The following is a 20,601-nucleotide window of genomic DNA, read 5'->3' as shown; positions in this document are numbered from 1 at the left end:
AGCCGAGCATGAGATCACACCCGGCCCCTTCATCGCAATCAGCCTTCGAGCTTGCTTTTGAGCAGTTCGTTCACCTGTTGCGGGTTGGCCTTGCCCTTGGAGGCTTTCATGGCCTGGCCGACAAAGAAACCGAACATTTTGCCGCGCTTGGCTTCGTCTGCCGCGCGGTATTGCTCGACCTGTTCGGCGTTGGCCGCCAGCATTTCATCGAGTACGGCCGAGATGGCGCCGCTGTCGGTGACTTGCTTGAGGCCGCGCTTCTCGATGATTTCGTCGGCAGTGCCTTCGCCAGCAGCCATCGCTTCAAACACGGTCTTGGCGATTTTGCCGGAGATCGTGTTGTCCTTGATGCGCAGCAGCATGCCGCCCAATTGCTCGGCGGTCACCGGGGCGTCGTCGATTTCCAGGCCCTGTTTGTTCAACAGGCTGCCCAGTTCGACCATTACCCAGTTGGCTGCCAGTTTGGCGTCACCGGCAATGCTCACGACTTTTTCGAAGTAGTTGGCTTGTTCGCGGCTGGAGGCCAAAACGCTGGCATCGTAGACCGACAGGCCGAACTGCGCCTGGAAGCGTTCGCGTTTCTGCTGCGGCAGCTCCGGCAGGGTGGCGCGCACGTCATTGAGGAACGAGTCCTCGAGCACCACCGGCAACAGGTCCGGGTCGGGGAAGTAACGGTAGTCGTTGGCTTCCTCTTTGCTGCGCATGGCGCGGGTTTCGTCTTTGTTCGGGTCGTACAGGCGCGTTTGCTGGATCACCTTGCCGCCGTCCTCGATCAGTTCGATCTGGCGACGCACTTCGGTGTTGATCGCCTTCTCGATGAAACGGAACGAGTTGACGTTCTTGATCTCGCAACGCGTGCCGTACTCGGCCTGGCCTTTGGGGCGCACCGACACGTTGCAGTCACAACGCAGCGAGCCCTCGGCCATGTTGCCGTCGCAGATACCCAGGTAGCGCACCAGCGCGTGGATGGTCTTGACGTAGGCCACGGCTTCCTTGGCGCTGCGCATATCCGGTTCGGACACGATCTCCAGCAGCGGCGTGCCGGCACGGTTCAGGTCGATACCGGTGGCCCCGGGGAATTCTTCGTGCAGGCTTTTGCCGGCGTCTTCTTCCAGGTGCGCGCGGGTCACGCCGACACGCTTGATGGTGCCGTCTTCCAGCGGAATATCCAGATGGCCCTTGCCGACGATCGGCAGCTCCATCTGGCTGATCTGGTAGCCCTTGGGCAGGTCCGGGTAGAAGTAGTTCTTGCGCGCAAACACGTTGTGCTGGCCGATCTCGGCGTCAATCGCCAGGCCGAACATCACCGCCATGCGCACCGCTTCCTGGTTCAGCACCGGCAAGACGCCGGGCATGCCCAGGTCTACCAGGCTGGCCTGGGTGTTGGGCTCGGAGCCGAACGTGGTGGCGCTACCGGAGAAAATCTTCGATTGGGTGGCGAGCTGGGTATGAATCTCCAGCCCGATCACAACTTCCCATTGCATAGTGTTCTCCTCAGAAGCCGGTAGGGGTGCGAGTGTGCCAGTCGGTGTTCAACTGGTACTGGTGCGCCACATTGAGCAGGCGGCCTTCCTGGAAATACGGGGCGAGCAATTGCACGCCCACCGGCAGGCCATCGACGAAACCGGCGGGCATAGACAAGCCCGGCAGGCCCGCGAGGTTGGCGGTGATGGTGTAGAGGTCTTCCAGGTACTCGGCGATCGGGTCGCCGGTCTTGGCACCGATCTTCCAGGCCGGGTTCGGCGTGGTCGGGCCGAGGATCACGTCGACTTCTTCAAAGGCGGCCATGAAGTCGTTCTTGATAAGGCGACGGATTTTTTGCGCCTTGAGGTAGTACGCATCGTAGTAGCCGGCCGACAGGGCGTAGGCCCCGACCATGATGCGGCGCTGTACTTCGGCGCCGAAGCCTTCGCCACGGGAGCGTTTGTACAGGTCAGTGAGGTCCTTCGGGTTTTCGCAGCGGTAGCCGAAGCGCACGCCGTCGAAACGCGACAGGTTGGAAGAGGCTTCCGCCGGCGCGATCACGTAGTACGCAGGAATCGCGTGCTGGTTGTTCGGCAAGCTGACTTCCTTGATCACGGCGCCGAGCTTTTCCAGCTCTTTGATGCTGTCGTGCACCAACTCGGCGATACGCGGGTCGAGGCCGGCGCTGAAGTATTCCTTCGGCACGCCGATGCGCAGGCCCTTGATCGAGGTATTGAGGCTGGCGCTGTAGTCCGGCACCGGTTCATCGATGCTGGTGGAGTCCTGCGTGTCGAAGCCTGCCATGCCTTGTAACAAGATCGCGCAGTCTTCAGCGGTACGGGCCAGCGGGCCGCCCTGATCGAGGCTGGAGGCGTAGGCGATCATGCCCCAACGGGAGACGCGACCGTACGTCGGCTTCAAACCGGTGAGGTTGGTGAACGCAGCGGGTTGGCGGATGGAGCCGCCGGTGTCGGTGGCCGTGGCGGCCGGCAGGAAGCGCGCGGCAACGGCGGCGGCCGAACCGCCGGACGAACCGCCAGGCACGTGCTCCAGGTTCCACGGGTTTTTTACCGCGCCGTAGTAGCTCGATTCGTTGGCCGACCCCATGGCGAATTCGTCCATGTTGGTCTTGCCCAGGGTCACTGCGCCGGCGGCGGCCAGCTTGGCGACCACGGTGGCGTCGTAGGGTGCCTTGAAGTTGTCGAGCATCTTCGAGCCGCAACTGGTGCGAATGCCCTGGGTGCAGAACAGGTCTTTGTGGGCGATCGGGGCGCCCAGCAGTGCGCCGTTTTCACCGTTGGCGCGACGTGCGTCGGCGGCCTTGGCCTGGCTCAGGGCCAGCTCTTCGGTGAGGCTGATGAAGCAGTTGACCTTGGGGCCCAGCTCGGCGATACGCGCCAGCAGGGTCGTGGTCAGCTCTTCGGAAGAAAACTTTTTGTCGGCGAGACCGCGGGCGATCTTGGCCAGAGTCATGTGATGCATGAAAGGCTCTTTCCCTTTAGTCGATGACTTTCGGAACCAGGTACAGGCCGTTTTCGACCGCTGGCGCGATGGATTGGTAGGCCTCGCGATTATTGCGTTCGGTCACGACGTCCGCGCGCAGGCGCTGGCTGGCTTCCAGCGGATGAGCCAGGGGCTCGATACCGTCGGTATTTACCGCCTGCATTTGGTCAACCAGCCCGAGAATGCTGTTCAGGGCTGCGGTGGTCTGTGGAAGATCGGCTTCATTCAGGCCAAGCGAGGCCAGATGAGCGATTTTTTCCACGTCGGAGCGTTCAAGCGCCATGGGAATCTCCAGTGGAAAACAGAACGGAAGCTGTCCGTGTGTTAGATTGTCGGAACACTACCGCATTTCTACGGTCTTACGGCCGCGATTGTGGGGTTAGGTGCACAGAAAGTCGGCCAATTTAGCACATTGGCGCCTTGCCCAAAATCCCTGTCGTTGTTAGAGTTTGCCGCACTTTTTTACCCACGCGTTGCCTAGGGTCCCTTTCCCATGTTCAAGAAACTGCGTGGCATGTTTTCCAGCGATCTTTCCATTGACCTGGGCACTGCCAACACCCTTATTTACGTGCGCGAGCGCGGTATCGTTCTGAATGAGCCATCGGTTGTGGCCATTCGGACCCATGGTAATCAGAAAAGTGTCGTTGCCGTCGGCACCGAGGCCAAGCGCATGCTCGGCCGAACACCGGGCAATATTGCCGCCATTCGTCCGATGAAGGATGGCGTGATCGCCGACTTCAGTGTCTGCGAGAAGATGCTGCAGTACTTCATCAACAAGGTTCACGAAAACAGTTTCCTGCAGCCCAGCCCTCGTGTGCTGATCTGCGTTCCGTGCAAGTCCACCCAGGTGGAGCGACGTGCCATCCGTGAATCGGCCCTCGGTGCCGGTGCCCGCGAAGTGTTCCTGATCGAAGAGCCAATGGCCGCTGCGATCGGTGCCGGCCTGCCGGTTGAAGAAGCGCGCGGTTCGATGGTGGTGGATATCGGTGGTGGTACCACTGAAATCGCCCTGATTTCCCTGAACGGTGTGGTGTATGCCGAATCCGTACGCGTTGGCGGCGACCGCTTCGACGAAGCGATCATCACGTATGTGCGTCGTAACTACGGCAGCCTGATCGGCGAATCCACCGCCGAGCGCATCAAGCAGGAAATCGGCACCGCTTACCCGGGCGGCGAAGTTCGCGAAGTCGATGTTCGCGGCCGCAACCTGGCCGAAGGCGTTCCGCGTGCCTTCACCCTGAACTCCAATGAAGTGCTGGAAGCTCTGCAAGAGTCCCTGGCCACCATCGTTCAGGCTGTGAAGAGCGCCCTGGAGCAATCGCCGCCGGAACTGGCTTCCGATATCGCCGAGCGCGGCCTGGTGCTGACCGGTGGTGGTGCATTGCTGCGCGACCTCGACAAGTTGCTGGCCCAGGAAACCGGTCTGCCGGTGATCGTCGCCGAAGACCCGCTGACCTGCGTTGCCCGTGGCGGTGGTCGTGCACTGGAAATGATGGATAAACACACCATGGACCTGCTCTCCAGCGAATAAGATCGTTGGTGGCGCCATGTTTCGCCCGCAGGCAGCACTTTGCAGTGCTGCCTGTTGGCGTTTATCGTCTTCAATCTGCATCCAGGCCGGTTAGATGCCGTATGAATAAAGAAAATATTTGCCTGGGAGGAGCGGCTTATTAAACCGCTTTTCGCCAAAGGCCCCTCATTGGGCGTGCGCTTATTGGTGCTGGTCGTGCTTTCGGTCGCGCTGATGGTGGTCGATGCCCGCTTCGCACTGCTCAAGCCCGTGCGCAGCCAGATGTCGCTGGTGTTGATGCAGACCTACTGGATCACCGACCTGCCGCAACGTCTCTACCAGGGCGTGGCCAGCCAATTCGGCAGCCGCACCGAGCTCGTCGCCGAAAACGAAAAACTCAAGACCGAAAACCTGCTGCTGCAGGGGCGCATGCAAAAGCTCGCGGCCCTGACCGAGCAGAACGTTCGGCTGCGCGAGTTGCTCAATTCTTCCGCGCTGGTCAACGAGAAGGTCGAAGTGGCCGAGTTGATCGGCATGGACCCCAATCCCTTCACGCATCGCATCATCATCAACAAGGGTGAGCGCGACGGCGTGGTTCTCGGCCAGCCAGTGCTCGATGCTCGTGGCTTGATGGGCCAGGTGGTGGAGTTGATGCCCTACACCTCGCGGGTCCTGCTGCTGACGGACACGACCCACAGCATTCCGGTGCAGGTCAATCGTAACGGTTTGCGCGCAATCGCCAGCGGTACCGGCAACCCGGAGCGCCTGGAGTTGCGGCACGTGGCCGACACCGCCGACATCAAGGAAGGCGACCTGTTGGTCAGTTCCGGCCTGGGCCAGCGCTTTCCGGCGGGATACCCGGTGGCGACGGTCAAGGAAGTGATCCACGATTCCGGCCAGCCATTTGCCATTGTGCGCGCCGTGCCGACCGCAGCGCTGAACCGCAGCCGTTACCTGCTGTTGGTATTCAGCGACAATCGCACCCCGGAAGAGCGCGCCAACGATGCCGCCCAGGCCCAGGAAGCGGAAGACCGGAAGAACGGCACCGCGCCGATCATTCCGGCAACGGTGCCCAAGCCTGCCTCGGCGACGCCTGCAGTGCCTGCGACAACTGCGCCGGCCACGGCGCCGGTGGCCACGCCCGTCAAGCCCGTCAAGCCTGCTGCCCACAGTACGCCCGCGGTGAAACCGGCAGCGGCCAAACCGCCGACCACCACGACGCCAGCCGTCAAGCCAGCGACCGCCGCCCCGACGACCACACGGCAGAGGGAGGAATAATGGCCGGTACACATTCACGCAATGGTTGGATCGTCTGGCTGACATTCGCCATCGGCTTGCTGCTCAGCGTTTCGCCGCTGCCGCAGTTCATGGAAATCCTGCGCCCGCTCTGGTTGGCATTGCTGCTGGCTTTCTGGTCGCTGAACCTGCCGCACAAAGTGGGCATGGTCACGGCCATGTTCCTGGGTTTGGCGGAAGATGTGCTGTACGGCACTTTGCTTGGCCAGAACGCATTGATCCTCACGCTGATCACGTTTCTTGTGCTGTCGTTGCAGCAGCGTTTGCGTATGTTCCCGATGTGGCAGCAATGCCTGGTGATCCTGGTGATCTTCGGCCTGGCGCAGCTTGTTCAATTATGGCTCAGCGCCTTGACCGGCAACCGCCAGCCAACCCTGGCGCTGGTGTTGCCGGCACTGGTCAGCGCGCTGCTGTGGCCGTGGATCAGTTTTGGCCTGCGTGGGCTGCGTCGTCGCTATAAAATCAATTGAATGGATTGCGAGGCTCTGCCTGGTTATCGAACTCTACAGGGAGAGTCTGCAATGAATTCGCTTTATCTGGCCTCGGGTTCTCCGAGGCGGCGTGAGCTGCTGACCCAGATCGGTGTTCCCTTCACCGTGGTGAGCGCCGCTATCGATGAAACACCTCTTACTGATGAACCGGCTGTGGCCTATGTCGAGCGTCTTGCACGCGGCAAGGCGACGGCCGGTTTTGCTGCGCTTGGGCACACGCCTGGCGTCTGCGTGCTGGGGGCGGACACCGCCGTGATCGTCGACGGCCAGATCCTCGGCAAACCGGTCGACCAGGCCGATGCGCTGGCGATGTTGATGACCTTGGCGGGGCGCGAGCATGAAGTCCTCACCGCTATCGCCGTCACTGACGGTCAACGTTGCGAAACCGTATGTGTAAGCAGTCGTGTACTTTTTCGTGGGATTTCTGTCGAAGAGGCAACCACCTACTGGCACAGTGGCGAACCCCGGGACAAGGCGGGCGGCTATGCTATCCAAGGGCTTGGGTCGGTGTTTGTCGCCGGGCTCAATGGCAGTTATTCCGCCGTGGTAGGCCTGCCGGTGTGCGAAACCGCACAACTGCTCGACCGATTCGGCATACCCTGTTGGCAACACCTTACCGCGCGCTGAACGCGTTACTCCAGCGCCCAGCCTTAAGCGACCGGTCACTATTGTGAAAACGCCTGAACGAGACCCAGCCATGAGTGAAGAGATTCTGATCAATATCACGCCGATGGAATCGCGCGTGGCGGTGGTAGAGAACGGTGTTCTGCAAGAAGTGCATGTTGAGCGCACCCAGAAGCGCGGGATCGTTGGCAATATCTACAAAGGCAAGGTGGTGCGCGTGTTGCCGGGGATGCAGGCGGCCTTCGTCGACATCGGCCTGGACCGCGCCGCCTTCATCCATGCTTCGGAAATTTCCCTGCGTGAGGGCCCTGCGGTAGAAAGCATCAGTGCCCTGGTGCACGAGGGGCAGAGCCTGGTGGTGCAAGTCACCAAGGACCCCATCGGTTCCAAGGGCGCACGCCTGACCACGCAACTGTCGATCCCTTCGCGCTACCTGGTGTACATGCCGCGTACGGCGCATGTCGGCATTTCCCTGAAAATCGAAGATGAAGGCGAGCGTGAGCGCCTGAAAAAGGTGGTCAGCGATTGCGTGGCCGCCGAAGGTATCAAGGAGGCGGGCGGTTTTATCCTGCGCACCGCCGCTGAAGGCGCCGGTGCCGATGAGATCCTGATGGACATCCGCTATCTGCGGCGTCTGTGGGACCAGATCGGCGCTCAGATCAAGACCATCGGCGCGCCAAGTGTCATCTATGAAGACCTGGGCCTGGCCCTGCGCACATTGCGTGATCTGGTCAGTCCCAAGATCGAGAAAATTCGCATCGACTCGCGGGAAACCTTCCAGCGCACCACGCAATTTGTTGCCGAGCTGATGCCGGAAATTGCCGACCGCCTGGAACACTATCCTGGCGAGCGGCCGATCTTCGACCTGTACGGCGTCGAAGACGAAATCCAGAAGGCTCTGGAGCGCAAGGTGCCGCTCAAGTCCGGTGGCTATCTGGTGGTGGACCCGGCGGAAGCCATGACCACCATTGACGTCAACACCGGCGCGTTTGTAGGCCATCGCAACCTCGAAGAAACCATCTTCAAGACCAACCTCGAAGCGGCCACCGCGATTGCGCGCCAACTGCGCCTGCGTAACCTGGGCGGGATCATCATCATCGACTTCATCGACATGGAAGATGAAGAGCACCAGCGCCAAGTATTGCGCACGCTCGAGAAGCAACTGGAGCGCGATCACGCCAAGACCAACATCATCGGCATTACCGAACTGGGACTGGTGCAGATGACCCGCAAACGCACACGCGAGAGCCTTGAACAGGTGTTGTGCGAGCCGTGCAGCAGTTGCCAGGGGCGCGGTAAGTTGAAGACGCCGGAAACGGTTTGCTACGAGATTTTCCGGGAAATCCTACGAGAGGCACGTGCCTACCAGGCCGAAGGTTATAGAGTGCTTGCCAACCAGAAAGTGGTCGACCGCCTGCTGGATGAAGAGTCCGGTAATGTTGCCGAGCTGGAGGGATTTATCGGGCGCACCATTCGCTTTCAGGTAGAAACCATGTATTCCCAGGAACAATACGACGTGGTGCTGCTCTGATCCGCATTCGCTTGCCTTTTTTGATGCCGGCAGACCTTGTTCTGTCGTCTGCCTACTGCCTTGAGGGTCGCCTGACATGGAGCGTCTGACACGCTTTTTTGCCGCTTTGACCCGTTGGGGCCTGGGCTTGTGCGCGTTGCTGCTGGTATTGGCGGCGGTGTACGTGAGCCTGGGTCGTGAGTTGACACCGCTGGTTGCCGAATACCGTGCGCAAGTCGAAGCCAGGGCCGAGGGCGCGGTCGGCATGCCGACGCACATTGGCAGTCTTGAGGGGCGCTGGAGCGGTTTCGCGCCGGTGCTTCTGGCCCGTGATGTGATGGTGGGCGAGGGCAGCAATGCCTTGCGCCTGGATCAGGTGGAAGTGGTGCCGGATATCTGGGCCAGCCTGATGGCGCGCGAAGTGCGCCTGGCTCACCTGCAACTCAGTGGGCTGCAACTGAGCGCCAAGGAAGACAAGGACGGCCATTGGGCACTGCAAGGCCTGCCGATGCAGGACGACCAGCCGCTGGACCCAGAGCAGCTGCTCACGCGCATGCAGATGGTCAAGCGTGTGTCGCTGCTCGACAGCCAGGTCACCCTGCAACCGCTTGACCAGGCACCGCTGACCCTTACCTATGTAGGCCTCAGCCTGCATACCGGCGTCGCCCGTCAACGCCTCGACGCGCGCCTGACCCTGCCCGACGGCCAGCCCCTGGCAGTGAGCCTGCGCAGCCGCATACGTGCCAGCCAATGGAAAGACGCACAAGTCCAGGCCTACCTCAGCCTGCCGCAGAGTGACTGGGCCAAGTGGATTCCGGCCAAACTGACTCAGCAGTGGAAACTCACGCAGTTCAAGGCCGGTGGGGAGTTCTGGCTGAACTGGGGCAAAGGCACCGTGCAAAGTGCGGTGGTGCGCCTCAACTCGCCGCAGGTCAAGGGCAGTTACGCCGAGCGTAAGCCGGTGCACATCGAAAACCTCGCCCTTACCGCCTACCTGCAACGCAGTGATAGTGGCCTGAAGGTGCTGTTTGATTCGTTGGCGATGAACCTGGGTGACACCCGCTGGGAATCGCGCCTGCAATTGCAGCAAAGCCTGGCGACCGACAAGGACCAGGAGGTCTGGAACCTGCAGGCCGACCGCCTCGACCTGACGCCGATCACGCCGCTGCTCAACGCCTTGGCGCCGTTGCCGGAAGGCGTCGCCAAAACCGTTGAACACCTCAAGGCCACGGGCGTGCTGCGTAATGTGCTGGTGGACTTCCGGCCCCAGGACACTACCGATCAAAAAGTCAGTTTTGCCGCCAACCTGGAGCGGGTGGGCTTTGATGCCTACTTTGGCGCGCCTGCCGCGCGCAACGTGTCCGGGAGCATCAGCGGTGACCTGGGCCATGGCGAATTGCGCATGGACAGCAAAGACTTCTCCCTGCACCTCGACCCGATCTTCGCCAAGCCCTGGCAATACCTCCAGGCCAACGCACGGCTGACCTGGAAGCTCGACGCACAAGGCTTCACCCTGATCGCGCCGTATATCAAGGTGCTGGGGGAGGAAGGCAAGATCGCCGCCGACTTCCTCATTCGCCTGAATTTCGACCACAACCAGGAAGACTACATGGACCTGCGGGTCGGCATGGTCGATGGCGATGGGCGCTTTACCCCCAAATACCTGCCCGCCGTGCTGAGCCCGGCGCTGGATGAGTGGCTGCGCACGGCGATTCTCAAGGGAGCGGTGGACCAGGGTTTCTTCCAGTACCAAGGCTCGCTGAGCCACGGTGCGTTGCCAGCCTCGCGCAATATCAGCCTGTTCTTCAAGGTGCATGACGCCGAGCTGGCGTTCCAGCCGGGCTGGCCTCATGTGAGCAAGGTCGATGGCGAAGTGTTTGTCGAGGAGAGCGGTGTGCGCATCCTGGCGAGCAAAGGCCAATTGCTCGACACCCAGGTCAACGACATCTACGTCAATATTCCCCATGCGCTGCCCGGCAAGGACAGTCATTTGCTGCTGACCGGCGCTTTTGCCGGTGGCCTGGGCGATGGCCTGAAAATCCTGCAGGAGGCGCCGATCGGCACCGCTTCGACCTTCGCCGGCTGGAAGGGCGAAGGCGATCTGCAAGGCAAGCTGGACCTGGATATTCCCCTGGTCAAAGGCACCGAGCCCAAGATCGTGGTGGACTTCCAGACCGACAAGGCGCGCCTGCAACTGGCCGAGCCGACCCTGGACGTGACGCAGCTCAAGGGCGATTTTCGCTTCGACAGCACCAAGGGCTTGAGTGGCGAGAAAATCACGGCCCAAGCGTTCGACCGGCCGATCACTGCGCAGATCTTCGCCAATGGCAAGCCGGGCGATCTCAGCACGCGGGTTGCGGTGAAGGGCCAGGTGACGGTCAAGCGGCTCACCGACTGGCTGAAAATCACTCAACCCCTGCCGGTGTCCGGCGATATTCCCTATCAGTTACAGCTCGACCTGGACGGTGCCGACAGCCAGCTGATGGTCAGCTCCAACCTCAAGGGCGTCGCGGTGGACTTGCCGGCACCGTTCGGCATGCCGGCCAGCCAGGGGCGTGACAGTGCGTTCCGTATGACCTTGCAAGGCGCCGAGCGCCGGTATTGGTTCGATTACGGCGAGCTGGCGAACTTCACCTTTGCTGCACCTGCGAGTTCATTCAATGAAGGCCGTGGCGAGTTGTTCCTCGGTGATGGCGACGCGGTGCTACCGGGCGCAAAGGGCTTGCGTATCCGAGGTGTGCTTTCGGAGCTGGATATCGATCCGTGGCGCAAGCTGGTCAACCAATACGCCGGCAATGACCCCGGCGGCAGCGCCAAGCAATTGCTCAGCGGTGCCGACTTCAAGATCGGCAAACTCACTGGCCTGGGTACTCAGTTCGATCAGGTCAACCTGCAGTTGAACCGCAAATCCGCCGCTTGGGGCTTGCAGCTCGACAGCCGGCAGGCCAAGGGCAGCGTCAACCTGCCGGACGCCAAGGGCGCGCCGATTGCGGTCAACCTGCAGTACGTGAAACTGCCGGCCGTGGACCCGACGATACAGGCTGATGAAAATGCACCGGACCCGCTAGCCAGCATAGACCCCAAGGATATTCCGGCGCTGGATATCGCCATCGATCAACTGTTCCAGGGGCCGGACCTGGTGGGCGCGTGGTCATTGAAAATTCGTCCAACCGCGAAGGGACTGGCCTTCAATGATCTGGACCTGGGTCTCAAGGGTATGCTGCTCAAAGGGGCCGGGGGATGGGAAGGTTCGCCGGGCGACAGCGGCAGTTGGTACAAGGGGCGTCTGGACGGCAAGAATATTGGCGATGTACTCAAGGGCTGGGGCTTTGCGCCCACGGTGACCAGTGAGGACTTCCACCTGGATGTGGATGGGCGTTGGCCGGGTTCGCCAGCCTGGGTTGGGCCTAAGCGCTTCTCCGGCAGCCTGGATGCAACCTTTCGCAAGGGCCAGTTCGTTGAAGTGGAGGGCGGCGCCCAGGCGTTGCGGGTATTTGGCCTGCTCAACTTCAACTCCATCGGGCGCAGACTGCGCCTGGACTTTTCGGACCTGCTTGGTAAAGGCTTGAGCTATGACCGGGTCAAAGGCTTGTTGGCCGCGAGCAATGGCGTGTTCGTGACTCGTGAGCCGATCACGCTGACCGGTCCGTCAAGCAATCTGGAACTCAACGGCACCCTGGATCTGGTGGCTGACCGCGTCGATGCCAAGCTGCTGGTGACGTTGCCGGTGACCAATAACCTGCCGATCGCGGCGTTGATCGTCGGCGCGCCGGCCATTGGCGGCGCGTTGTTCCTGATCGACAAGCTGATCGGTGATCGGGTGTCGCGCTTTGCCAGCGTGCAATACAAAGTGGAGGGGCCGTGGAAGGACCCGAAAATCACCTTCGACAAGCCATTTGAAAAACCAAACTGAGAGCCTGTGGAGTAGCATGACCGCATGCCCATTACGGAGTGTCGGCCCATGTCCTTTGCGGTAATTCAAATGGTCAGCCAGAGCGATGTGCTGACCAATCTGGCCCAGGCCCGGCGCTTGCTGGAACAAGCGGCGGCCGGCGGTGCGAAGCTTGCGGTGCTGCCGGAAAACTTCGCCGCCATGGGTCGCCGCGACGTCGCGGATATCGGCCGTGCCGAAGCGCTGGGCGAAGGTCCGATCCTGCCGTGGTTGAAACAGACCGCCCGCGACCTCACCTTATGGATAGTGGCTGGCACTTTGCCGTTGCCGCCCAGGGATCAACCGAACGCCAAGGCCAATGCCTGCTCGCTGCTGATTGATGATCGCGGTGAAATCGTCGCCCGTTACGACAAACTGCATTTGTTCGATGTGGATGTGGCGGACGCTCGGGGTCGCTATCGCGAGTCTGATGACTATGCTTTCGGAAGCAATGTGGTGGTGGCCGATACGCCGGTCGGCCGTTTGGGCCTGACGGTGTGTTACGACCTGCGCTTCCCCGAGTTGTACAGCGAGTTGCGTGCCGCAGGCGCTGAATTGATTAGCGCGCCTTCAGCGTTTACCGCCGTGACCGGGGCCGCGCATTGGGATGTACTGATTCGCGCGCGGGCCATCGAAACCCAGTGCTACCTGCTGGCGGCTGCCCAGGGCGGTGTGCATCCGGGGCCACGGGAAACCCATGGGCACGCGGCAATTGTCGACCCGTGGGGGCGTGTGCTGGCCCAACGGGATCAAGGCGAGGCGGTGTTGCTGGCCGAACGCGATAGTACTGAACAGGCGTCGATACGGGCGCGCATGCCGGTGGTCAACCATCGGCGCTTTTTCTCGCAGGGCGCACAGCGGCCTGCTTCGGAACGATGAATTTAAGGCCAAACCTATGAGCGAGTTGTTGTCCTCAGTCAGTGAACATCTCCTGGCACCCGGTGGCGTGACCATCGAAAGCTTGCAAACCGTGCTGGGCGATCTTGCCGGGCCAGGCATCGACGCCGCCGACCTGTATTTCCAAGGGCAGATATCCGAATCCTGGGCGCTGGAAGATGGCATCGTCAAGGAAGGCAGTTTCAACCTTGACCAGGGTGTAGGCGTGCGTGCGCAATCCGGGGAAAAAACCGGCTTTGCCTACAGTAACGCCATCACTCTGGAGGCCTTGGGATTGGCTGCCCGCGCGGCGCGTTCGATCTCCCGTGCCGGCCAAAATGGCACGGTGCAGGCATTCAGTACCCAGGACGTGGCCCAGTTGTACGCACCGGATAACCCCTTGGAAGTGATCAGCCGTGCGGAAAAGGTCGAGCTGCTCAAGCGCATCGATGCGGCCACCCGCGCCCTCGACCCGCGTATCCAGCAGGTCACTGTGAGCATGGCGGGGGTGTGGGAGCGCATTCTGGTGGCGTCCACTGATGGCGGGTTGGCTGCGGATGTACGGCCGTTGGTGCGCTTCAATGTCAGTGTGATCGTCGAGCAGAACGGCCGCCGCGAGCGTGGCGGCCATGGCGGCGGCGGGCGTACCGACTACCGTTATTTCCTCGCCGAGGACCGTGCCATGGGCTATGCCCGTGAGGCGCTGCGCCAGGCGCTGGTGAACCTGGAGGCCATTCCGGCGCCGGCGGGTACCTTGCCGGTGGTGTTGGGGTCAGGCTGGTCCGGTGTGTTGCTGCACGAAGCGGTGGGCCACGGCCTGGAAGGGGACTTCAACCGCAAGGGCAGCTCCGCCTACAGCGGGCGTATGGGTGAGATGGTTGCTTCCAAGCTGTGCACCATCGTCGATGATGGCACGCTGGCCGGGCGTCGCGGCTCGCTGAGCGTCGATGACGAAGGCACGCCGACCGAGTGCACCACGTTGATCGAAAACGGTGTGCTCAAAGGCTACATGCAAGACAAGCTCAACGCTCGCCTGATGGGCGTGGCGCGCACCGGCAATGGCCGTCGCGAGTCCTACGCGCACTTGCCGATGCCGCGCATGACCAATACCTACATGCTCGGGGGGCAAAGCGATCCGGCGGAAATCATCGCCTCGGTGAAGCGCGGGATCTACTGCGCCAACCTCGGCGGTGGCCAGGTGGATATCACCAGTGGCAAGTTCGTGTTCTCCACCAGCGAAGCGTACCTGATCGAAGACGGCAAGATTACCGCGCCGGTCAAGGGGGCGACGTTGATTGGCAACGGCCCGGAAGCCATGAGCAAGGTGTCGATGGTCGGTAATGACCTGTCGCTGGACAGTGGCGTGGGCACTTGCGGGAAGGATGGGCAGTCGGTGCCGGTGGGTGTCGGCCAGCCAACGCTGAAGATTGATGCAATCACCGTGGGTGGCACGGGGTCGTAAGGGGTGGAGCTTCGGGTGGCAAGGATCGCCACCCGGGGAAGGGCATCAACGCAGGCCGCGTTGAGTCTCGTCCAGCTCACGGATGTACTTGAAGATTTTACGGCTGGTGGCCGGCGCCTTGTTATGCGCCTGCTCATGCTGGGCTTGACGGATCAGGGAGCGCAATTGCTGGCGGTCCGCGTCCGGGTAGTCCAAGACGAATTTCTCCAGCACCGCGTCATCGCCCTCGATCAGGCGATCACGCCAACGCTCCAGGTTGTGGAAGCGTTCGTTGTACTGGCGAGTGGAGGCATCGGTTTGGTCGAGCAAGGTCAGAATGGCGTCAATGTCCTGATCGCGCATCAGCTTGCCGATAAACATGATGTGCCGTTTGCGCGCGATATTCGCGGTGTGCTTCGGTGCATCCGCAAGCGCCCGGCGCATTTCGTCGGTCAGTGGCAATTTTGCAATCAAGTCTTTCTTGAGCGTTGTAAGACGCTCGCCGAGGTCAACCAGAGCATGCAGCTCGCGTTTGACCTGGGTTTTGCTTTTCTCCCCATCGAGGGAGTCGTCGTAAGAATCAACCATGGTGGCAGTCCGCAAAGAAACGCCGCCATGATAACCAGTCGGGGGCCGCTTGTCCGGCCCGGTCGCTCGATGGCCTTAACCGAAAGCAGAATTTGAGTGGAGAAAACCATGAGTGCAGCCCAAAGCGTCGGTCCGCAAGCGTTACCGGCCCTGCAGGAACAAGTCGAGCAGATCCTGGCCGAGGCCAAGCGCCAGGGGGCCAGTGCCTGTGAAGTCGCGGTGTCGCTGGAGCAGGGCCTGTCGACATCGGTGCGCCAGCGCGAAGTGGAAACCGTTGAGTTCAACCGTGACCAGGGATTTGGCATCACCTTGTACGTGGGCCAGCGCAAAGGCTCGGCCAGTACCTCGGCCAGCGGTCCGGAAGCGATTCGTGAAACTGTGGCCGCGGCATTGGCAATCGCCAAGCACACCTCCGAGGATGAAAGCTCGGGCCTGGCTGACAAGGCATTGATGGCCAGGGACTTGAAGGATTTTGACCTGTTTCATGCCTGGGATATCACGCCGGAGCAAGCTATTGAACAGGCCCTGACCTGTGAGGCGGCGGCATTCGATGCCGATAGTCGGATCAAGAATGCCGATGGCACCACATTGAGTACGCATCAGGGTTGTCGCGTGTACGGAAACAGCCATGGTTTTATTGGCGGTTATGCGTCCACTCGCCATAGTTTGAGCTGCGTGATGATCGCTGAGGCCAATGGCCAGATGCAGCGCGATTACTGGTACGACGTGAATCGTCAGGGTGAGTTGCTGGCAGACCCGGTGAGCATTGGCCAACGCGCCGCACAACGCGCCGCGAGCCGTCTGGGTGCGCGCCCGGTGCCGACCTGTGAAGTGCCTGTGCTGTTTTCGGCTGAACTGGCCGGAGGGTTGTTCGGCAGTTTCCTGGGCGCGATTTCCGGCGGCAACCTGTATCGCAAGTCGTCGTTCCTTGAGGGGGCTATCGGCCAGAAGTTGTTCCCTGAATGGCTGACCATCGATGAGCGCCCACACTTGATGCGTGCCATGGGCAGCTCGGCGTTCGACGGTGATGGCTTGGCAACCTATGCCAAACCGTTCGTCGAGAACGGTGAGCTGGTCTCCTACGTACTGGGCACCTACGCTGGCCGTAAACTCGGCCTGCCCAGCACGGCCAACTCGGGCGGTGTGCATAACCTGTTTGTGACCCACGGGGACGAGGACCAGGCAGCATTATTGCGGCGCATGGGGCGCGGTCTGCTGGTGACCGAATTGATGGGCCATGGCCTGAACATGGTCACCGGTGACTATTCCCGAGGCGCGGCGGGTTTTTGGGTGGAAAACGGCGAGATTCAATTCGCCGTCCAGGAAGTGACCATCGCCGGCAACATGCGCGATATGTTCAAGCAGATCGTTGCCGTGGGTAATGACCTGGAACTGCGCAGCAATATCCGCACCGGTTCGGTGTTGATCGAGCGAATGACCGTCGCCGGTAGCTAACACCTCCCTCGCTTCATAAAAGGCACGCCATCCCACGATGGCGTGCTTTTTTTATGCGCGCGCCGCAGAACGATTAGTCGGCCGCTATTGTTTTGATTCTCAATATCATTTAATAATAAATATCATTACCGAGCGAGTGTGGAGCATGAGTTCTGTCCTGCATGAGGATCCGTACCTGGAAAGCTGGCGCTGGATGAGTCGTCAGATTCGCTGTGGCCTCGATCCCAATGAGCCTCGCCTGATCGAACATTACCTCAGCGAGGGGCGATACCTGGCGTGTTGCACCGCGACCCATCCGTGGACCATTGCTGAAACAGCGTTCCGCCTGTTGATCGACACCGCCACCGATATCGCGCTGCCGTGGCATTGGCGTTCCATGTGCCTGGACCAGGCCTGGCGCCCGCTGCGAGACCTGGAAAAACTTTCCCACTGTGCCTGCCGCCTCAAGCGCTGGCAGACCTTTGCCTGGCAATTGGCGACGTGCCAATTGCTGCCTTCGATTTCTCACTCCGACTTGGTGCAAGGATCTTCCGATGAGTAACACCCGTATCGAACGCGACAGCATGGGCGAGCTGCAAGTACCTGCCGAGGCCCTGTACGGTGCCCAAACCCAGCGTGCGGTGAATAACTTTCCGATCAGTCACCAACCCATGCCGGCACAATTCATTCGTGCACTGATCCTGGCCAAGGCCGCAGCGGCCAAGGTCAACGTCGATCTCAAGCAGATCAGCGAAGGGCAGGGCAAGGCCATTGTCGACGCCGCCCAGGGCTTGCTGGAAGGCGATTTCATGCCGCATTTCCCGGTGGATATCTTCCAGACCGGCTCCGGCACCAGTTCCAACATGAACGCCAACGAAGTGATCGCCACCCTGGCCAGCCGTTTGCTGGGCGAGGCGGTCAACCCCAATGACCATGTGAACTGCGGGCAAAGCAGCAACGACATCATTCCGACCACCATCCATGTCAGCGCCGCGCTGGTGTTGCATGAGCAAACATTGCCGGCCTTGCTGCACCTGGTGCAGGTGATCGAGCAGAAGGCAGAGGAGGTTCATCCCTTCGTCAAGACCGGCCGCACACACCTGATGGACGCTATGCCGGTACGCATGAGCCAGGTGCTCAATGGTTGGGCGCAGCAACTCAGGGCCAATATCGGCCACCTGCAAGGCTTGCTGCCGAGCCTGCAAGCCCTGGCGCAGGGCGGCACGGCGGTGGGTACCGGAATTAATGCGCACCCGGAGTTTGCCGCACGGTTCAGTCAGCAACTGAGCAGCCTGACCGGTGTGAAGTTCACGCCGGGCAAGAACCTGTTCGCGCTGATTGGCTCCCAGGACACCGCTGTCGCCGTCTCTGGCCAATTGAAAGCCACCGCCGTGTCGCTGATGAAAATCGCCAATGACCTGCGCTGGATGAACTCCGGCCCACTCGCAGGCCTGGGTGAAATCGAGCTGGAAGGCTTGCAGCCTGGCTCGTCGATCATGCCGGGCAAAGTCAATCCGGTGATCCCGGAGGCGACCGCCATGGTGGCTGCGCAAGTCATCGGCAATGACACGGTGATCACGGTTGCCGGCCAATCCGGCAACTTCGAACTGAACGTGATGCTGCCGATCATTGCCCAGAACCTGCTCAGCAGCCTGGAGCTGCTGGCCAATGCCAGCCGTTTGCTGGCGGACAAAGCCATTGCCAGCTTCAAGGTCAACGAGGCCAAGCTCAAGGAGGCGTTGTCACGCAATCCGATCCTGGTCACCGCGCTCAATCCGATCATTGGTTACCAAAAGGCCGCTGAAATCGCCAAGAAGGCCTATCAACAGGGTCGTCCAGTGATCGATGTCGCTCTTGAACACACTGACTTGCCTCGCAGCCAACTGGAAATTCTGCTGGATCCGGAAAAGCTCACGGCCGGCGGCGTGTAATCACCGACCCCGCTTTGGAGGCTCACCATGGAGCACTGGAAACGCACGATCGAACGCGCCAATCGCTGCTTTATGCAGGGTGATCTGGTCGATGCTCGCGAGGCCTATCTGCAGGCCCTGGCCCTGGCCCAGGTATTGTTTGAACGCTGGTCGGATGCTGACGAAGCTGTGGCGGCTTGCGTGATTTCCCATCACAACCTGGCGGACCTGCACCTGCGCCTGAACCAGCCAGAGGAAAGCGCCGAATACCTGTGCGCCATTCACCAACGCCTGCTTCAGACCATGCAGGACGCACGCTTGAGCCCACAACTGCGCGAAGCGGCGTTGCACCAGAGCAGTAAGACCTACGTCGAATTATTGAATTTCATCAGCGATCACGGTGAGTACCCGCGTACCCATCGTCTGCTGGGCGGTACTGCGGCGCATCCGACCCCTCCTCAATACGGAGCACATTGATATGACTTACACCTTGCCTGCCTTGCCTTACGCCTATGACGCCCTGGAACCGCATATCGATGCGCAAACCATGGAGATTCACTACACCAAGCATCACCAGACCTACATCAACAACTTGAACGCGGCGGTCGAGGGCACCGAATTCGCCGGTTGGCCGATAGAGAAACTGGTGTCCAGTGTTCAGCAATTGCCGGAGAAACTACGCGCGGCGGTGATCAACCAGGGCGGCGGCCACGCCAATCACTCGCTGTTCTGGGCCGTGATGTCGCCCGAAGGCGGGGGCAAGCCTGAAGGGGCCCTCGGCAAGGCAATCGAGGAGCAACTGGGTGGTTTCGACAGTTTCAAGGACGCGTTTACCAAGGCGGCGTTGACCCGTTTCGGCAGTGGCTGGGCGTGGCTGAGCGTTACCCCGCAAAAGACCCTGGTGGTGGAAAGCAGCGGTAACCAGGATAGCCCGTTGATGAACGGCAATACGCCGATCCTTGGTCTGGATGTCTGGGAACATGCCTACTACTTGCTGTACCAGAACCGTCGCCCGGAATACATCAATGCCTTCTACAGTGTTATCAACTGGCCGGAAGTCGCCGCACGCTATCAAGCCGCCCTGGCCTGACATTCACCCTCATAACAAGATCTAAGGCCGACTATGGGCACTGAAACATTGGCGATCAGCAGCGTGCGAATGTTCCGTTATGCATTTGGCTCGCTGCTGTTATTGGCAGGGACGACATTGCTGGTGGCCCACGGGCTGGCCTGGCTGGACCTGGCACCGCGCATCCTGCGCGCGTTGCAGGGCGGGGCGATCTGCGCGCTCGGCACGGCGTTGGGCGCGGTGCCGGTGCTGGTGATTCGGCGGATGCCGGTGGCCTTGGGCGATACCTTGTTGGGCTTTGGTGCCGGTGTGATGTTGGCGGCGACTGCGTTTTCATTGGTTGTGCCGGGCATAACGGCGGCACAAAGCCTGGGGCTCTCGCCCTGGGGCGCGGGCGGCTTGATCAGCTTCGGCATTATGCTGGGGGCGTTCGGGTTGTACCTGGTGGATCGCAGAGTCTCCGGTGCCAGCCCGGAAATGCTGGTGGGCACTCCGGAAAAACCGGTAATCCCGCCGCGCATCTGGCTGTTTGTATTTGCCATCATCGCTCACAACATCCCGGAAGGCATGGCGGTGGGTGTCTCCGCCGGTGGCGGCATGCCGGATGCGGACAGCCTGGCCATGGGCATTGCCTTGCAGGATGTACCAGAAGGCCTGGTAATTGCCTTGGTATTGGCCGGGGCGGGGATGTCGCGGGCCAAGGCGTTCCTGATCGGCGCCGCTTCAGGTTTGGTGGAGCCGGTATTCGCCGTGCTCTGCGCCTGGTTGGTGAGCCTGGCGCAGGTGCTGTTACCTCTGGGGCTGGCGCTGGCGGCTGGGGCGATGTTGCTGGTGGTGACTCACGAAGTCATCCCCGAATCGCGCCGCAATGGCCACGAAAAGCTGGCCAGCCTTGGCTTGTGCATCGGGTTCTGCTTGATGATGGTGATGGATACTGCGTTGGGCTGAGGCCAT

The 20,601-nt window shown here is 61.0% G+C and carries 18 protein-coding genes; 14 read left to right on the top strand and 4 right to left on the bottom strand.

Annotated features, from left to right (window positions below; genetic code table 11):
• Window positions 1-38: 38 nt before the first annotated feature.
• The 3 genes from gatB to gatC are packed head-to-tail and all read right to left on the bottom strand — an operon-like array spanning window position 39 to window position 3,250.
• Window positions 39-1,484 carry an Asp-tRNA(Asn)/Glu-tRNA(Gln) amidotransferase subunit GatB gene (gatB, locus tag V6M90_RS07510; RefSeq protein WP_003171761.1) on the bottom strand — a complete coding sequence of 482 codons (1,446 nt, stop codon included), beginning with the start codon at window positions 1,482-1,484 and terminating at the stop codon, window positions 39-41.
• 10 nt (window positions 1,485-1,494) lie between these two features.
• Window positions 1,495-2,946, bottom strand: a complete 1,452-nt coding sequence (gene gatA / locus V6M90_RS07505) for an Asp-tRNA(Asn)/Glu-tRNA(Gln) amidotransferase subunit GatA (protein ID WP_332846265.1) — start codon at window positions 2,944-2,946, stop codon at window positions 1,495-1,497.
• 16 nt (window positions 2,947-2,962) lie between these two features.
• Window positions 2,963-3,250, bottom strand: a complete 288-nt coding sequence (gatC, locus tag V6M90_RS07500; RefSeq protein ID WP_003171764.1) for an Asp-tRNA(Asn)/Glu-tRNA(Gln) amidotransferase subunit GatC — start codon at window positions 3,248-3,250, stop codon at window positions 2,963-2,965.
• 210 nt (window positions 3,251-3,460) lie between these two features.
• Here gatC and mreB point away from each other — a divergent pair, with 210 nt between their 5' ends.
• The 8 genes from mreB to tldD all read left to right on the top strand — a co-directional run bounded on the left by mreB (window position 3,461) and on the right by tldD (window position 14,667).
• Complete coding sequence (mreB, locus tag V6M90_RS07495; RefSeq protein WP_002555108.1) at window positions 3,461-4,498, top strand: rod shape-determining protein MreB; 1,038 nt, start codon at window positions 3,461-3,463, stop codon at window positions 4,496-4,498.
• Between the two features lie 138 nt (window positions 4,499-4,636).
• A complete protein-coding gene (gene mreC, locus V6M90_RS07490) occupies window positions 4,637-5,755 on the top strand; it encodes a rod shape-determining protein MreC (protein ID WP_080547064.1) in 1,119 nt (372 codons plus the stop codon).
• Complete coding sequence (gene mreD, locus V6M90_RS07485; protein WP_003171788.1) at window positions 5,755-6,243, top strand: rod shape-determining protein MreD; 489 nt, start codon at window positions 5,755-5,757, stop codon at window positions 6,241-6,243. Before mreC ends, mreD begins: the two co-directional genes overlap by 1 nt.
• A gap of 51 nt (window positions 6,244-6,294) precedes the next feature.
• Window positions 6,295-6,891, top strand: coding sequence for a Maf family protein (locus tag V6M90_RS07480; protein ID WP_332846264.1), 597 nt, complete (start codon window positions 6,295-6,297; stop codon window positions 6,889-6,891).
• A gap of 70 nt (window positions 6,892-6,961) precedes the next feature.
• Window positions 6,962-8,419 carry a ribonuclease G gene (gene rng / locus V6M90_RS07475; protein ID WP_003171790.1) on the top strand — a complete coding sequence of 486 codons (1,458 nt, stop codon included), beginning with the start codon at window positions 6,962-6,964 and terminating at the stop codon, window positions 8,417-8,419.
• A gap of 76 nt (window positions 8,420-8,495) precedes the next feature.
• Window positions 8,496-12,311 (top strand): YhdP family protein, encoded by a 3,816-nt coding sequence (locus V6M90_RS07470; protein WP_332846263.1) that lies wholly within the window; start codon window positions 8,496-8,498, stop codon window positions 12,309-12,311.
• Between the two features lie 48 nt (window positions 12,312-12,359).
• Window positions 12,360-13,208, top strand: coding sequence for a carbon-nitrogen hydrolase family protein (locus tag V6M90_RS07465; protein WP_332846262.1), 849 nt, complete (start codon window positions 12,360-12,362; stop codon window positions 13,206-13,208).
• A 16-nt stretch (window positions 13,209-13,224) separates the two neighbouring features.
• The gene (tldD, locus tag V6M90_RS07460) at window positions 13,225-14,667 is read left to right on the top strand and encodes a metalloprotease TldD (RefSeq protein WP_003171793.1); all 1,443 of its coding nucleotides are present in this window, start codon (window positions 13,225-13,227) and stop codon (window positions 14,665-14,667) included.
• Between the two features lie 45 nt (window positions 14,668-14,712).
• Here the strand turns inward: tldD and yjgA are convergent, their stop codons facing one another.
• Window positions 14,713-15,234, bottom strand: a complete 522-nt coding sequence (gene yjgA, locus V6M90_RS07455) for a ribosome biogenesis factor YjgA (RefSeq protein ID WP_042944182.1) — start codon at window positions 15,232-15,234, stop codon at window positions 14,713-14,715.
• A 108-nt stretch (window positions 15,235-15,342) separates the two neighbouring features.
• Here yjgA and pmbA point away from each other — a divergent pair, with 108 nt between their 5' ends.
• From pmbA to V6M90_RS07425, 6 genes are all read left to right on the top strand, one after another.
• Window positions 15,343-16,689: a metalloprotease PmbA gene (gene pmbA / locus V6M90_RS07450; RefSeq protein WP_003171795.1), complete on the top strand. Its 1,347-nt coding sequence runs from the start codon at window positions 15,343-15,345 to the stop codon at window positions 16,687-16,689.
• Window positions 16,690-16,834: 145 nt separating this feature from the next.
• The gene (locus tag V6M90_RS07445) at window positions 16,835-17,230 is read left to right on the top strand and encodes a FagA protein (protein ID WP_332846261.1); all 396 of its coding nucleotides are present in this window, start codon (window positions 16,835-16,837) and stop codon (window positions 17,228-17,230) included.
• Window positions 17,223-18,599 carry a class II fumarate hydratase gene (locus V6M90_RS07440; RefSeq protein WP_003171797.1) on the top strand — a complete coding sequence of 459 codons (1,377 nt, stop codon included), beginning with the start codon at window positions 17,223-17,225 and terminating at the stop codon, window positions 18,597-18,599. The genes V6M90_RS07445 and V6M90_RS07440 overlap by 8 nt, the downstream gene beginning before the upstream one ends.
• Window positions 18,600-18,626: 27 nt before the next feature.
• Window positions 18,627-19,055, top strand: a complete 429-nt coding sequence (locus tag V6M90_RS07435) for a hypothetical protein (RefSeq protein ID WP_003171798.1) — start codon at window positions 18,627-18,629, stop codon at window positions 19,053-19,055.
• Between the two features lies 1 nt (window position 19,056).
• Window positions 19,057-19,668, top strand: a complete 612-nt coding sequence (locus V6M90_RS07430) for a superoxide dismutase (protein WP_003171799.1) — start codon at window positions 19,057-19,059, stop codon at window positions 19,666-19,668.
• A 33-nt stretch (window positions 19,669-19,701) separates the two neighbouring features.
• A complete protein-coding gene (locus tag V6M90_RS07425) occupies window positions 19,702-20,595 on the top strand; it encodes a ZIP family metal transporter (protein ID WP_003171800.1) in 894 nt (297 codons plus the stop codon).
• Window positions 20,596-20,601: the final 6 nt, after the last annotated feature.

The sequence above is a fragment of the Pseudomonas lactucae genome, assembly GCF_036688725.1.
GTDB classification, from domain to species: Bacteria; Pseudomonadota; Gammaproteobacteria; order Pseudomonadales; family Pseudomonadaceae; genus Aquipseudomonas; species Aquipseudomonas lactucae.
This window is presented reverse-complemented; position numbering and strand designations above follow the sequence as displayed.

Excerpts from the sequence above, each read along its gene's own strand:
- gatB (WP_003171761.1), bottom strand. The coding sequence starts at position 1,484 with ATGCAATGGGAAGTTGTGATCGGGCTGGAGATTCATACCCAGCTCGCC.
- gatA (WP_332846265.1), bottom strand. The coding sequence starts at position 2,946 with ATGCATCACATGACTCTGGCCAAGATCGCCCGCGGTCTCGCCGACAAA.
- gatC (WP_003171764.1), bottom strand. The coding sequence starts at position 3,250 with ATGGCGCTTGAACGCTCCGACGTGGAAAAAATCGCTCATCTGGCCTCG.
- mreB (WP_002555108.1), top strand. The coding sequence starts at position 3,461 with ATGTTCAAGAAACTGCGTGGCATGTTTTCCAGCGATCTTTCCATTGAC.
- mreD (WP_003171788.1), top strand. The coding sequence starts at position 5,755 with ATGGCCGGTACACATTCACGCAATGGTTGGATCGTCTGGCTGACATTC.
- V6M90_RS07480 (WP_332846264.1), top strand. The coding sequence starts at position 6,295 with ATGAATTCGCTTTATCTGGCCTCGGGTTCTCCGAGGCGGCGTGAGCTG.
- rng (WP_003171790.1), top strand. The coding sequence starts at position 6,962 with ATGAGTGAAGAGATTCTGATCAATATCACGCCGATGGAATCGCGCGTG.
- V6M90_RS07470 (WP_332846263.1), top strand. The coding sequence starts at position 8,496 with ATGGAGCGTCTGACACGCTTTTTTGCCGCTTTGACCCGTTGGGGCCTG.
- V6M90_RS07465 (WP_332846262.1), top strand. The coding sequence starts at position 12,360 with ATGTCCTTTGCGGTAATTCAAATGGTCAGCCAGAGCGATGTGCTGACC.
- tldD (WP_003171793.1), top strand. The coding sequence starts at position 13,225 with ATGAGCGAGTTGTTGTCCTCAGTCAGTGAACATCTCCTGGCACCCGGT.
- yjgA (WP_042944182.1), bottom strand. The coding sequence starts at position 15,234 with ATGGTTGATTCTTACGACGACTCCCTCGATGGGGAGAAAAGCAAAACC.
- pmbA (WP_003171795.1), top strand. The coding sequence starts at position 15,343 with ATGAGTGCAGCCCAAAGCGTCGGTCCGCAAGCGTTACCGGCCCTGCAG.
- V6M90_RS07445 (WP_332846261.1), top strand. The coding sequence starts at position 16,835 with ATGAGTTCTGTCCTGCATGAGGATCCGTACCTGGAAAGCTGGCGCTGG.
- V6M90_RS07440 (WP_003171797.1), top strand. The coding sequence starts at position 17,223 with ATGAGTAACACCCGTATCGAACGCGACAGCATGGGCGAGCTGCAAGTA.
- V6M90_RS07435 (WP_003171798.1), top strand. The coding sequence starts at position 18,627 with ATGGAGCACTGGAAACGCACGATCGAACGCGCCAATCGCTGCTTTATG.
- V6M90_RS07430 (WP_003171799.1), top strand. The coding sequence starts at position 19,057 with ATGACTTACACCTTGCCTGCCTTGCCTTACGCCTATGACGCCCTGGAA.
- V6M90_RS07425 (WP_003171800.1), top strand. The coding sequence starts at position 19,702 with ATGGGCACTGAAACATTGGCGATCAGCAGCGTGCGAATGTTCCGTTAT.